At 51.6% G+C, this 13,594-nt stretch carries 15 protein-coding genes; all 15 read right to left on the bottom strand.

The window, feature by feature from the left end; translation table 11 throughout:
- Positions 1-97: 97 nt before the first annotated feature.
- A complete protein-coding gene (locus CBE73_RS03260) occupies positions 98-1,114 on the bottom strand; it encodes an SDR family oxidoreductase (RefSeq protein ID WP_094092986.1) in 1,017 nt (338 codons plus the stop codon).
- A 92-nt stretch (positions 1,115-1,206) separates the two neighbouring features.
- Entirely contained in the window at positions 1,207-2,304 is a 1,098-nt protein-coding gene (locus CBE73_RS03255) for a mandelate racemase/muconate lactonizing enzyme family protein (RefSeq protein WP_094092985.1), read from the bottom strand.
- Between the two features lie 139 nt (positions 2,305-2,443).
- The gene (locus tag CBE73_RS03250; protein ID WP_094092984.1) at positions 2,444-3,214 is read right to left on the bottom strand and encodes an SDR family NAD(P)-dependent oxidoreductase; all 771 of its coding nucleotides are present in this window, start codon (positions 3,212-3,214) and stop codon (positions 2,444-2,446) included.
- Positions 3,215-3,217: 3 nt separating this feature from the next.
- Positions 3,218-3,895, bottom strand: a complete 678-nt coding sequence (locus CBE73_RS03245) for a GntR family transcriptional regulator (RefSeq protein WP_174704650.1) — start codon at positions 3,893-3,895, stop codon at positions 3,218-3,220.
- A 33-nt stretch (positions 3,896-3,928) separates the two neighbouring features.
- Positions 3,929-4,777 carry an amidohydrolase family protein gene (locus CBE73_RS03240; protein WP_094092982.1) on the bottom strand — a complete coding sequence of 283 codons (849 nt, stop codon included), beginning with the start codon at positions 4,775-4,777 and terminating at the stop codon, positions 3,929-3,931.
- On the bottom strand, positions 4,767-5,216 hold the full coding sequence (fucU, locus tag CBE73_RS03235) for an L-fucose mutarotase (RefSeq protein WP_094092981.1): 450 nt from the start codon (positions 5,214-5,216) through the stop codon (positions 4,767-4,769). Before fucU ends, CBE73_RS03240 begins: the two co-directional genes overlap by 11 nt.
- A gap of 50 nt (positions 5,217-5,266) precedes the next feature.
- Entirely contained in the window at positions 5,267-6,049 is a 783-nt protein-coding gene (locus CBE73_RS03230; protein ID WP_094096107.1) for a LutC/YkgG family protein, read from the bottom strand.
- Between the two features lie 100 nt (positions 6,050-6,149).
- Positions 6,150-7,673: a LutB/LldF family L-lactate oxidation iron-sulfur protein gene (locus CBE73_RS03225; protein WP_094092980.1), complete on the bottom strand. Its 1,524-nt coding sequence runs from the start codon at positions 7,671-7,673 to the stop codon at positions 6,150-6,152.
- A complete protein-coding gene (locus tag CBE73_RS03220) occupies positions 7,670-8,398 on the bottom strand; it encodes a (Fe-S)-binding protein (RefSeq protein WP_094092979.1) in 729 nt (242 codons plus the stop codon). The genes CBE73_RS03225 and CBE73_RS03220 overlap by 4 nt, the downstream gene beginning before the upstream one ends.
- A gap of 25 nt (positions 8,399-8,423) precedes the next feature.
- Entirely contained in the window at positions 8,424-9,218 is a 795-nt protein-coding gene (locus CBE73_RS03215; RefSeq protein ID WP_094092978.1) for an SDR family NAD(P)-dependent oxidoreductase, read from the bottom strand.
- A gap of 50 nt (positions 9,219-9,268) precedes the next feature.
- Positions 9,269-10,429 (bottom strand): UxaA family hydrolase, encoded by a 1,161-nt coding sequence (locus tag CBE73_RS03210; RefSeq protein WP_094092977.1) that lies wholly within the window; start codon positions 10,427-10,429, stop codon positions 9,269-9,271.
- Complete coding sequence (locus CBE73_RS03205) at positions 10,429-10,761, bottom strand: UxaA family hydrolase (protein WP_094092976.1); 333 nt, start codon at positions 10,759-10,761, stop codon at positions 10,429-10,431. Before CBE73_RS03205 ends, CBE73_RS03210 begins: the two co-directional genes overlap by 1 nt.
- A 27-nt stretch (positions 10,762-10,788) precedes the next feature.
- Positions 10,789-11,697, bottom strand: a complete 909-nt coding sequence (locus tag CBE73_RS03200) for a fumarylacetoacetate hydrolase family protein (RefSeq protein WP_094092975.1) — start codon at positions 11,695-11,697, stop codon at positions 10,789-10,791.
- Positions 11,698-11,731: 34 nt separating this feature from the next.
- Positions 11,732-12,505: an SDR family NAD(P)-dependent oxidoreductase gene (locus tag CBE73_RS03195; RefSeq protein ID WP_094092974.1), complete on the bottom strand. Its 774-nt coding sequence runs from the start codon at positions 12,503-12,505 to the stop codon at positions 11,732-11,734.
- A gap of 50 nt (positions 12,506-12,555) precedes the next feature.
- Positions 12,556-13,305 carry an IclR family transcriptional regulator gene (locus CBE73_RS03190; RefSeq protein WP_094092973.1) on the bottom strand — a complete coding sequence of 250 codons (750 nt, stop codon included), beginning with the start codon at positions 13,303-13,305 and terminating at the stop codon, positions 12,556-12,558.
- Between the last annotated feature and the right edge of the window lie 289 nt (positions 13,306-13,594).

The following is a 13,594-nucleotide window of genomic DNA, read 5'->3' as shown; positions in this document are numbered from 1 at the left end:
CCCTTGGTCAAAAGTGCGGCAAAAAGCCTGAAGGACTTGAAGAACTCGAGCAACAAAAAAGGGACAGGCACGCCTGTCCCCTTGCCCCTCTTTCTCTTCAGCCTTTGATTGCGTCTGCAGCAGCCTCCAAAGCTTGAATGACTTTATCACACCACGCATCAAATTCCGGATCCTCTGTTTGGTATTCGGGATGGGTCAGGATATGGTCCACCGTTTCTTTAATTCCCTGATCAAGGCGGATTGTGGCTGTAAATTCCGGAACCAGCCTTTTGATCTTGGAGTTATCAAACACCACGGTATTGGCCTTATCGCCCAGCAAACCGCCCCGGTAATCCTCGGTGCTGCAGGCCGCCAGAAACTCGGATGACACATGTACGGCTTGCAGCTTGACGCCCAGGTTGCTTGCGATGATTTCATAAATTTGATTCCAGGTCACGGATTCATCCGAGGTAATGTGCACCGATTCGCCGATGGCGTGAATATTGCCCATGAGACCGATAAACCCTTTTGCAAAATCCCGGTTATGCGTCATGGTCCATAAGGAAGTCCCGTCTCCATGAATGATAACCGGCTTGTTCTCCAGCATCCGTTTGGCAACCTGCCACGTTCCTTTGCTGCCATGGACGCCCAGCGGAATGGAACGCTCATCATAAGTATGGCTTGGCCTAACAATCGTAATGGGAAAACCCTGTTCGCGATATTGCTTCATCAAATATTCTTCACAGGCAATCTTGTTTCTGGAATACTCCCACAGCGGGTTGGACAAAGGCGTGCCCTCGGTGATCCGGTAATCGGACAGCGGAGTCTGGTAAGCGGATGCCGAGCTGATGAAGATGAATTGCTTTGTTTTTCCATTAAACAACCGGTAGTCCCGTTCCAACTGCTCTGGAACAAAAGCGATAAAATCTGCCACCACATCAAACTCCAAATCCTGAATCAGCTTGGCCACCTTGTCTTCATCTTGAATATCGGCAATAAGAGTCTTCACACCGGCAGGCAGTTCATCATTCCTGGAACCGCGGTTTAAGAGATACAACTCACATCCTTGGTTGATAAGCTGCTGGGTAATAGCCGAGCTGATCGTTCCGGTTCCTCCAATAAAAAGCGCTTTCATAAATCCACCTCCAAAGTCGCTTGCTGAATTTTCTTTCTCAGTATAAGGTAACATATCCCGCAGCATGAAGGCACTGTATTTTTTAAGCGGTCTTATTTCACCCGGTATTTCTCAAAATACTGCGGAATTATCTCGGTCGATGCGCCCGGCATTTCCGGCAGGACATAATAGCCGTTTTTGACCGTTGCAGGTTCAACAAAAATATCCCGGATCCAGGGAATGTATTCCAGCATAATGGCATTTTGCGTAGCTCCGACGAGATGCTGGTGGATTTGGCCCATATCTCCCACGTGGGGAACAACGGGCAGATCGTAAGCGGCCGCAAGACCGGCTACTTGAAGCCATTCCGTAATGCCACCGACACGCGTGCAGTCGACCTGCACGTATTCTACCGCTCCGTTATGGATGTAATCCCGGAAGGCATATTTATGATAGACATGTTCGCCAAGCGCAATCGGAACGTTTAATTCGTCGGCTAACTTTTTATGTCCCAGGATATCGTCGGGGTTAAGCGGCTCCTCCAGCCAGAACAGGTCGAACTCCTCCAGCTTCTTCCCCCAGGTCATGGCCGTATTGATATTCCATTGCTGATTCACGTCAATCATAAGGATAATCTCATTGCCGATCAGCTCGCGGACGGCTTTAACCCGGTCGTAATCCTCCAGGGTGTTCGGTTTTCCGACCTTCATTTTGACGCCTGTAAACCCTTCTTCCACATAGGAACTAATATCCTGCAGCAATCTTTCTTTTGTCCAGTTCAGCCAGCCGCCGTTTGTGTTATAAGCTTTGATTCCTTTGGATTTATGGCCGCCGAGATACTGCCACAGCGGTTTGTTGGCCGCTTTGGACATGATATCCCACAAGGCAATATCGACGGCGGCAAGGGCCATATGGGTAACCCCTGCGCGACCGATCCAATGCATCTGGCCAAAACGCAGTTCGTCCCAGATTTCCTTGACTTGAAAAGGATCTTTGCCCATCAGAACCGGCGCGTAATAGTCATCGATTGTATCCGTAATGAGCTTGTCTCCATAAGCACATGTGCCTGTATAGCCGTAGCCGACGATGCCTTCATCCGTAAAAATCCGAACCCCCGGCAGCCCCCAGTGGGTCGGTGAATTGATGGCATCTGTAATCGGCGGATTCAAAGGTACATGTAAAATAAAGCTTTCAACATTAATAATTTTCATCCGTTCTAACCTCCAAATGATTATTATCATATATCGTGTATGATTTTGATTGGAGAATAATATTGGATTGCATGATTTCCCGGCTCTCCGTGAGTCTCCGTGAATCTCGTTTAATAGCCTAAAATTTAACAGCCTAAATTTAGTATCCTAAAGATGCGCCCCCATCAACGGGAAGGGCAACCCCCGTAATAAAAGCTGACGCATCACTTGCCAGGTACAACACGGCTTTGGCAACCTCTTCTGGGGTTGCGCTTCTGCCCAGCGGGTGCATGTCTTTCAGCGCCTGAACCGTTTCAGCCGGGTCCGGCTGCCGGCTGATCCATTCTTCCAACAACGGCGTCGACACACCGGCTGGACAAAGGCAGTTTACGCGTACACCATCCTGTGCGTAGTCTAGCGCGAGCGCTTTAGTCATCGCTATGACCGCGCCTTTTGTTGCCGAATAAACGGGATTTTGGCGTTGTCCCATCAATCCGTTGAGCGACGCCAAGTTCACGATGGTTCCTCTATGTTTTCTAAGCTCAGGTATGCAATGTTTAATCATCAGAAAAACGCTCTTCAAATTAACGTCTACAGTCCGGTTCCATTCGTCTTCGGAAATGTCCTCAAGCTCCTTGGGAAGGACGACGGCCGCATTGTTAACCAAAATATCAATAGAACCGAAGGCGGTAATGGTTTGCTGGACGAGCCGTTTCACCTGCTGCTCCGAAGAAACATCCGTCTTCACCGCTAAGGCCCGGCCGTTTGGCGGCTGCTTTCGATTGATCTCGTCAGCGACGCGGACAGCCTGGGTTTCATTCCAATCAACTATGACAACATGGGCGCCTTGATCGGCGAATAACTTGGCCGCCGTTTCTCCGATTCCGGAGCCGGCCCCTGTAAGGATCGCCACTTTCCCCTGCAGCTGCATGTTTTAGCCTCCTGTATTCCTGAAATGGACGTTTGCCCTGCGTCTGGCCTTGCTGATATGATCGAACATTGCGGCTGAAGCCCCGTTGACGTTCCGCTGGATTAGCTGCTGCAAAATAGCATGATGTTCGGCCCATTCCACTTCCCGGTCGTCTACATCCAGAGTTAATTCTATAAACGTGAGGTATCTTTGAGTCTGCTCAAGATAACCGTTCACCAACGTTCGCAGGCTGTGATTATCGCAGTACTTAAGTATCGTGCCATGAATGGAATCGTTCATTTCCGTGATCATCTGCAGACCGTCATTTGTACGGGCAGTTTCATTGGCGCGAATCGAATCCAAGGCCGAGCTCAATTGGGCGAGCTTTCCATCAGGAATAATTAATGCTGCTTTTCCGGCGGCAAAGGGCTCCAGCTGTAATCGGATTTCAAATATTTCGTCTAATTGCTGGAGGCTCATTAGATTAACAAACATCCCTTTGAAGGGGACCATATGCAAATAACCTTCAGACTGCAGCCGGGATAACGCTTCGCGAATGGGGATATTGCTGACTTCCAGCGTTCGCGCGAGTTGATCGATGTTGACTTTCTCACCGGCAGGCAGCTTATGCGTTAAAATATCTTCTTTGACGATTCTGTAGATTTCTTCCGTAACGTTCATCCGGCTGATCCTGCTTCCCATCCGGTCCATTCCTCCTCCTTTCCATCCTTAATATTAGATATGCGGCAGCGCTTTCAATTTGTAGAACCGGCTTGCATTATGGCCAAAAATATTCTCTTTCTGCTCGGCGGTTAAGGTTTGTGGCAGCTGATCGTTCAAAAGCTCAAACACTTGCGAATAACTCGCCGCGAGCAGGCAAACCGGCCAGTCGCTTCCGAACATCACACGATCAGGGCCAAATATCTCTAAAATAGAATGAATATACGACGTGAAATCAGACGGCTGCCATTGCAGGTGGTCGGCTTCGGTCACCATTCCCGATAACTTGCAGTACACATTCGGATGCCTGGCGATCTGCTTCATTTGACTTTTCCACGGTTCCAGCCTTTGATTGGCAATGTCCGGTTTGGCTAGATGATCAACTACGCCATGCAAATCCGGCACTAGATCCATCAGCTGAACGAGAGAGTCCAGTTGGCCCGAGGTGACCAGCAGGTCAACGGGCGTCTCCTGTTCACTCAAATAAGTAAAAGCCTCGATAAAGGGCTCATGGAGAATCACCGCGGCATCGGGCATCTCCTGAATCATGACGCGGATACCCACAAATTTGGGATGACGCCGAAACCGTTCAAGGTTTTCCTTGTAGGACGAATCTTGTAAATCAAGCCAGCCTACTACCCCAAGAATAGATTCCTCTTCACCGGCTAACGACAGCAAATAATCCGTTTCTTCCATCGCTTGGGCAGCTTGAACGACAATTGAGCCGTCCATCCTGTGCTGCTTGAGATGAGGCGCCAGATCGGAGGGAAGATAATCACGGTTCAATACGGGCATATCGGGCGTGATCCAATCATAATCCCCTCGGGCCAGCTTCCAATAATGCTGATGCGCATCAATCCGCATGAGCCGTAATCACTCCTTTTCGCAAAATGATATTCGCATACTGGGCGGATTCCCCCGTGGCTACGATGGCATAGGCCTTTTTAGCCCGTTCATAAAACGCAAATCGCTCCACTACTTCGAAACCGACGAACGGCTGGTTTTGACCATAATGCCTATGAATAATATCTTCGTACACGGTCCAAATCGGTGTCTCCACCGGATCGCCGGGGACGACTTCCATTAGCGCCGCTTGTTTTGAAGAGTAAGAATCAAGAGGGAAAAGGCGAAGAATGGCCTTAAGCAGCTCCGGAATCGAATGGCCGTCAGCCCGGACCAGCCTTTGCGCCACGCTTGCTGCAGGGAAATTAGCGTCGGCGAGGACGATTTCGTCGCCATGGCCCATTTCCATGAGTATTTTAATCAGGTCAGGCGAAATCAGTTTGGATATACCGATTAACAAGGGACTCCCTCCTGGATTCGTACTGTTTTTGTTTTAGTCATCCATTTTCCCTACCCTACCAGGATGGCATAAACGATCCCGGGGCCGTGAACCCCGATGGTAAGGTCATTTTCAATATCGGCCGAACGGCTGGGACCCGAAATAAAATGAATCCCAGCAGGCAGATTATCTCTTCCGGCCCGGTCAAAATGAACCAGCGTTTCTCCGAGCCTTGTGCGAAGCCGCTCCACAGGAAGAATAGCCATCAAAATCGTAGGAAGAAGACTGACGGACCTGCCCTTGGCCTTAGAGGACAGCACGGTCATCGAGCCTGTGTAAGCGGTAGCATAATCAACGAGCACAATCCCCATATCCGCTTCCGCAGCCCGTGCTTTCCAGTCCTCCTCTTGTGCATGTTCAGCAGGTTCCTGCCCATGATTCCATACCGTAAGCTTTGCTTCAGGGAGCTCGTTTTCCAGTCCAAGGGCGTCAAGCTCCGGCTGATCCTGACGGATAATATATTTGGCGCTAGTTTCTCTCGCTTTATCGGCAATAAACGTTTTGGCTTCTTCCATCGTAAGGCATCTGGCCACATGGCCGCCAGCACTTTGGAAATTTGCGGTAAACCTTTCGATTCGCTCTTCCATCGGCCATTCAAACGAGTTCCAGAAGTCCGGCGCACCGCGAAAAGGATGCTCCGGCTTCTCGGTCACACGAGGCCTGCCCAGCTTGCCGGCAATGCCGTTCATGAACTTTTCCTGCTTGGCCAGCGATTCTCTCCTCAGCTGATCCAGCCATTCCTGATGGGTGTTTTTCTTATTTTCCGTATTCTCTGTATCCCTTGTATTTCCCATATTCTCCGTAATCTCAGTCTGCGACATGGAGGGCCCTCCTTTCCCTGCATTTCCTGCTTTCCTTCCTTAGGCACTTTCTAAGTGGGCAATTTCTAAGTTGCTAATTTCTAGTGGCCTTCTTCCCTTCGCCGTTTTCCCTTTCCTTCACGAGGTTTTCCATCCTTGCCCGAACGGCGGGATCCAGCTCTTGCAGGCCATGACGGATTTCCCGCTCCAGCGTTCCCCAGCGGTCCCGGAAGGACTCCTTCGGCAAACTCGGCGCAACCCGGTAGTTGTTCCAGCCTTTCAAGGGACCCAGCTTCGACCGGATTTCCCCGTTTCTTGCGACCAGCTTCTGTCCCATTTTGCCAAGCCCGAGCACAAGCTTGAACCGTCTGGAATTGGCCATCACGGCGCCAAAACCTTTCATGCCCGCGGATTCCATAGATTGGCCGTGTCCGCTTTCCACCTTGCGGCGGCGTAAAGAGACCAGCATATCGTGCAGCGGAATTTTAACCGGGCAAGCTTCGTAACAAGCGCCGCACAAGCTGGAAGCGCTCGCGATGTCATCCCATTCGGCAACATTCTTCTGTAAAGCCGGCGTCAGCACGGCACCGATCGGACCGCTGTAGGTTCCGCCGTAGGCATGGCCTCCGATATGCCGGTAAACGGGGCAGGCATTCAAACAGGCGCCGCAGCGGATGCAGTTCAGCAGTTCCTGGAATTCCGGATCGCCAAGCTGGAGCGAGCGGCCGTTATCCACGATAATAAGATGCATTTCTTCCGGTCCGTCAGCGTCCTGTTCTCTTCTTGGTCCGGTTATACCCGACATATAAACGGTCAGCTTCTGACCGGTTGCCGAACGGGGCAATAACGTGGCCATAACCTCGAGGTCGGACCAGGACGGGATGATGCGTTCCATGCCCATTAACGTGATCTGCGTCTTCGGAACCGTCGTGACCATGCGGGCGTTGCCTTCATTCTCAAACAGAACCATCGAGCCGGTCTCCGCAATCGCAAAGTTGCAGCCCGTCATGCCGATGTCGGCCTCAAGGAATTTCTCCCTCAGCTTCTTACGCACGAAACCTGCGAGAACCGACGTATCCGGCGGAAGCGTTTCCCCAGCGACTTCGGAGAGCATTTCCGCTATTTGATACCTGTTCTTATGAATAGCCGGGATAATAATATGGGAGGGCGTTTCGCCTGCAAGCTGAATGATGTATTCGCCAAGATCCGTCTCAATGGCTTCTACGCCGATCGACTCCAGCTCATGATTCAGATGCAGCTCTTCGGTTACCATCGACTTGGATTTCACCACTGACTTTGCAGACTTCCGTTCGGCAATAGCCAAAGCGATTGTCACCGCTTCCGCCGACGTTTCGGCAAAATGGACATGAACCCCGTTAGCGCGGGCGTTATCGGCGAACAAATTTAAGTAATAGTCCAAATGGGCGATCGTGTGCAGCCGGATTTGTCTGCCGCGCTCCCGCCATTCGTCCCAGCGGCCGTGTTCCTCGGAGGCGGTTTTTTTGCCGCTGCGCAGCCTTTCGGTCGTGAACCGGACCGCTTTGCGCAGAAACTCGTCGTTCAGCGCCAGGTCCGCTCTTTCCTTTACCGTTGTGAGCGGTGGATTCGCCTTGTTCATGCCCGGGTCACTCCTTCGTATAACAATTCGGCCAGATGCATGACCTTAACAGGCTCCCCCCGGTACCGCAGATTGCCGGCGATGTTCATTAAACATCCCATATCCAGACCCACCAGCACTTCCGCTTCCGTTTCCTTCACGTGATCGGCTTTCTCCGTGACCATAGCGCCTGAAATATCCGACATTTTGACCGCAAAAGTACCGCCGAATCCGCAGCAATCCTCCGCAAAAGGAAGCGGAACGAACTGAAGTCCGCTGACCCCGTTTAACAGCTGCATCGGCTCATCCTTGATGCCAAGCAGCCTGCTGCCGTGGCAGGACGGATGATAAGTGACTTTATGCGGAAACACGGCGCCGACATCCGTAATCCCAAGAACGTGAACCAGGAACTGGGTGAATTCGTACGTTTTTTCCTGCAGCTTTACAGCCTTATCCAGGTAGACGGGATCATCTTGAAACAGATGCGCATAATGATGAACCATATAAGTACAGGAACCGGACGGGGAAACGACAAAATCGCTGTCCTCAAAAGCTTCCAGGACCGTTTTCGCCGATTTCCTGGCTTCGTCCCAATACCCGCTGTTGTAGGCCGGCTGGCCGCAGCAGGTTTGTACGTCCGGAAAATCCAATTGCACGCCATATTTGGCCAACAGCCGGACCATCGCTTCCCCCACTCTGGGGTATATGGCGTCGCTTAGGCAGGTTATGAATAAAGATACTTTCATGATGCACCTCTCATGAAGATTCTTTTTAGTGCTCCATATGGTCGTCAGGCTGAGCGGCTTTGACAGTAAGTCCGCCGTCGACCATCAGCAGATGACCGTTGATCTGCATGGCCTCTTCGGAGGCGAGGAACACTACGGCGTCGCCGATCTGCCGGGAAGTACCTAGCCGTTTCATCGGGTTGGCTTCGATTTCCTTGGCGCGAATCTCCGGATCAGCCAGAAAATCGGTACACATGTCAGTATCTACGGTGCTTGGACCTACGGCGTTGACATTGATATTGTATTTGCCAAGTTCAATCGCCATCCCTTTGGTCAGCATATGGGCAGCAGCCTTGGACGATTGGTAATGCGGAATGACCGGGCTTGTGACCATCAAGCTGGCCGTCGAAAGTACATTGATGATTTTGCCGTAACGTTTCTCGATCATCGATTTCGCCGCCAGCTGCGAGGCTACGAATATTGATTTGACATTGGTGTTATAGGTGCGGTCCCACGTTTCCTCCGAGACCTGCATAAACGGCTCAAACGGAGCGATGCCGGCATTGTTGACGAGAATTTCCACCTCGCCCAGCTGCCCGCGCACTTGCTCGAACATGGCCTCGACCTGCTGTTTATTGCCTACGTCCGCCTGGACAACCATCGCTTTCACGCCATGAGCTTCAACCTGCTCTTTCACTTTCTCCGCAAGCGGGCGCGAACGATCCGACGTATAATTGATCGCCACATGCGCGCCTTCTTCCGCGAGCCGGATGGCGATAGCTTCTCCGATTCCCCGGCTTGCTCCAGTGACTAAAGCCACTCTGTCAGCTAATCTTCCCATTCCCAAAAGCCTCCTATGGTTTCATTTGTTGTACCGGTAAGGCGGATGAATTATAAACTTGGTCCAATCCGGTTAATGCTGAACTCGGTATGGCCCAATATTTCGGCTTTGGTCAGCTTGCCGTTTGCAACCGCCACAATTTCTTCCCAAATCCGGCTGCCCGCGGACTCCAGGCTGAGCGTGCCGTCCAGCATTTCGCCGACATTCACGTCCATGTTGTCGGACATGCGTTCAAACATCCGTGTGTTCCCTGTAATTTTAATGACCGGGATTACGGCCGAGCCCGTCGGCGTTCCCCGTCCGGTAGTGAAGCAAACCAGATGCGCACCGCCGGCAGCCATGCCGGATACGCATTCGATATCGTTCCCCGGGGAATCCATGAAGTACAGGCCATGCTTCGGAATATCCTCCGCATATTCGATCACGCCTTGGATCGGAGCCGTGCCGCATTTGCTGATGCAGCCGAGCGATTTCTCCTCGATCGTCGTCAAACCGCCCGCAATGTTGCCCGGACTTGGATTGCCGCCGCGCATATCGGCGCCCATCCGTTCTACTTCTTTTTCGAACCGGTCTACGATATGGTAGAGCTTATCCGACGTTTCCGGTGTCGAGCAGCGGGAAGCCAGAATGTGTTCGGCTCCAATGATTTCGGTCGTTTCCCCGATAACTACGCCCCCGCCATGCTGGATAAGCGTATCGGCAGCTGCCCCAAGCGCCGGATTCGACGCGAGTCCTGAGGTAGCATCCGAACCTCCGCATTTGACGCCGATGATCAGCTCGCTCAGCGCCACCGGCTCCGGCTGCATCTGATCAAGCTTAGCCCGCATTTCCTTGGCCAGCTCGATGCCATGCTGGATCGCTTTGACGGAACCGCCCACCGCTTGAATGTCGATGACTTCAACGAACTTGCCCGTAGGGCGGATAGCTTCGGCAAGCTCCTGAGGATCGACAACCTCGCAGCCAAGACTGACGATAATAACGCCCCCGACATTCGGATTGCGGCCCGTACCGGCCAGCACATCAAAGGTCCGGTCCTTATCGGCGCCGATTTGGCTGCAGCCGTGCTGATGCGGGATGGCCACTGTATCCGGCACCATCTGCATAATCCGGCTGCTTACTTGATTGGAACAAATGACCGTAGGAATAATTAAGAGATGATTGCGGATGCCAATCTCGCCATTGGGTCTTCTGTATCCCATGATGTGAGTCATCACTGTGTTCCTCCTTGTTTGGCATTTGCCTGGTCGCCGCGGCCGCGGATACCCTCGACGTTATGCACATGGACATGCTGACCGACAAGAATGTCCGCTGTCGTCCGGCCAATGACTTCTCCATATTTGCGGATTTCCGTACCGGCAGGCACATCTTCGATCGCCACCTTATGCCCGAAAGGAATAGAGTCAAGCAGCACAAGCTCTGTGGCTTGATCCTTTTTCATAAAAGTGATGTGATCTCCCGCCTGTAAATCTTTAATCGCGGTTGCCACATGATCCCGGGCATCCATCACAATCGCGCTGGCGCCGGCTTCAATAGCTTTAGACATTCAAGGCACCCCCTATTTATTTAGAAGTTAGGCTTGCTCATTCACCATGCGGTTCGTCAAAGAACCAAGCTTCTCGATCTCAATCGTCACGACGTCTCCGTCTTTCAGATAAACCTGCTGCTCTTCCGGATAGCCGAGCACGACCCCTTCCGGAGTTCCTGTAAGGATAATATCGCCTGGCGTAAGCGTCATGTGCTGGGAGATATAGCTGATGATTTCATCACAATGGAAAATCATATCCGAAGTGTTCGAGTCCTGACGGACCTCTCCGTTCACGATACAGCGGATCGACAAATCATTCGGGTTGCCTACTTCGTCAGCCGTTACCAGGTAGGGACCCAAGGGGCTGAATCCGTCGCAGGATTTGCCCAGCAGCCATTGATGGGTGCGCATTTGCAGATCGCGGGCCGACAAATCATTGACGTTGCAGTATCCGAATACGTAATCGAGCGCGTTTTCTTTGGACACGTATTTCGCTTCCTTGCCAATCACGATAACCAGCTCCGCTTCATAGTCCACCTTGCCCGTCACTTTAATCGGCAGTGGAACATCATGACCGTTCCCGGTCAGCGTATTGTTGAATTTGTTGAACAAAATCGGGTACTCCGGAATCGGCGCATTCGTTTCTTCCGCATGCTTTCGGTAGTTGAGACCAACGCAGATGATTTTGTTCGGATTCGGGACGCATGGCTCGTAAGTCAAATCGGTTTCATCCAAGATGCAGCTGCTTTCGCCTGCTGCCAGCACCTCGTTCACATACGCCTGCAAAGCGGATAACGCCGTTTCTCCGCCTTCGATGACTTGGTGGACGGTTGCTGGGACAGCGTCGCCCTTGGCCGGCACCTTTTGCAGCGCTTTCATAATATGTACAACACCGCTGTCCGTTTTAACGCCTAACTGCTGTAATCCATTTTCGTTAAAAGTAAGTAGTTTCATATGATTTCATTAACCTCCGATTGTTGGATAGACGTTATACGTTTTTGCCAAAGACGACACCGCCGTCAATATAAAGAGGGGAACCCATCATGAATTTCGAATCGTCCGATGCGAGGAATAACGCGGCTTTGGCCACATCCTCGGGACGGAGCAGATCGCCGCTGAGTTGGCGCTTTTTGAGCGATTCGTAGCCTGCTTCCATATCGTCGTAGGAAGTGCGCAAATAATCTTCAACGAACGGCGTTAACACCGTACCCGGCAATAAGGCGTTTACGCGGATTCCGTAAGGGGCGTAATCGACCTGCATCGATTTGGTTAAAGCGAGTACGGCTCCTTTGGTTGCCGAGTAGGAAGCACGGCTGGCCAAACCGATCTCGGCGATACAGGAGGACATATTGATAATCGAGCCGCCCTGCTGCTCCATCATGTGAGGAATCACGTATTTGTTCGGCAAAAAGACGCCGCGGATATTGATATTGATCACGCGGTCCCACGCTTCCGGCTCTACTTCGTGAATAGCACCGACACCACTGACCCCGGCATTGTTGAACAGGACGTCGATCCTGCCGAAATTGGCGATCGCTTCGTCCACCATCGACTTTACCGATTCAGGGTCGGTCACATCGGCTTGAATGAAGACGGCCGAGCCGCCTTCCGACGTAATCTCCTCTACCGTCTCCTGGCCTTTATCCGCCGCCAAATCGTTGACAATGATCGTTGCGCCTTCCTCGGCGAACAGTAGCGCCGTCGCTTTGCCGATTCCTGAACCGGAACCGGTGATGAGTATGATTTTGTTCTGCAATCTCATGGCCTTCAACTCCTCATTCATAATTAGTAGAGGTTTACCACTTTGTAACTTCAGGATTGCGACAACCTTTTTGCCAGAGCGCAAATTTCTTGTTTGGCCAATTCCCGCTTCTGCTCCCACTCATGCTTAAACATGGAGCAGCTAATCGCGGCCACGACCCGCCCGTCACCGTCGCGGATTGGAGCAGCTACGCAGCAGAAGCCCATCACCGCCTCTTCCCTATCAAACGCATAGCCGGTCTCCCTCACGGCTGCGAGGTCCCGGAGCAGCTCTTCCCGGGAGCGCAGCGTATGCTGAGTAAGGCTCGGCGCGAGCTCATCTTCGGCATACAAGGCGGCAAGTTCCGCGTGATCCAGCCACGCAAGCATGGCTTTCCCGAGCGCCGTCGCATGGGCGGGCAGTTTCTTGCCCGGCTCTGAAGCAATCCTGACGGGGGATGGCATTTCCTCTTTGGCAAGGTATAACACCTCTTGCTGCTCCAGTTTGGCAAGCTGGATCGTCTCAAGAAGAGTCTGCTTCGTTATTGCCGCTTCCTTCCGGAACCGATCAATGAGACTGAACTGCTTGAAAAACGCATTGCCCCAAGCGCCCAGCTTGGAACCTAGCGAGTAAGTGCCGTCATTTTCACGGACTACCCATTGAAGCGTTTCCATCGTGTTCAGCAGCGTAAACATGGAGCTTTTGTTGATTTCCAGCTGTTTGGACAAATCGATCAATTTAAGCTCCGCGGGATGCTCGCTGATCAGCAGCAAAATATCGTTTGCTTTCTCCAAAGCCGGAACCCAGTATTTTCTTTCCATTCTTGCCTCCAGCCAAATGGTTTATTATAATAAACCAGTGTTTATTATTTTAATAACCTGATCATATCATCGGTTGTTTTGCGGCGTCAATCGTCTTTATTTAATAAAATGGTTAGAACGGCAAACGTTTTCAGCCATATAAATCACAGAATAATCTAAATAAGGGAGCCCCCATTTTCAGGGTCTCCCTTTGCTTATAAAGCAACATTCAGTTTAAACTATTTTTCTGTTGAAAGGATTAGAAACATCGGTCTTTAATCTGTGAAGCAACTTCTAACTTTCTAATCAA

Origin of the sequence: Paenibacillus physcomitrellae (assembly GCF_002240225.1) — a bacterium.
GTDB classification, from domain to species: Bacteria; Bacillota; Bacilli; order Paenibacillales; family Paenibacillaceae; genus Fontibacillus; species Fontibacillus physcomitrellae.
The sequence above is the reverse complement of the archived record's forward strand: the minus strand, read 5'-3'. Positions and strand labels throughout refer to the sequence as shown.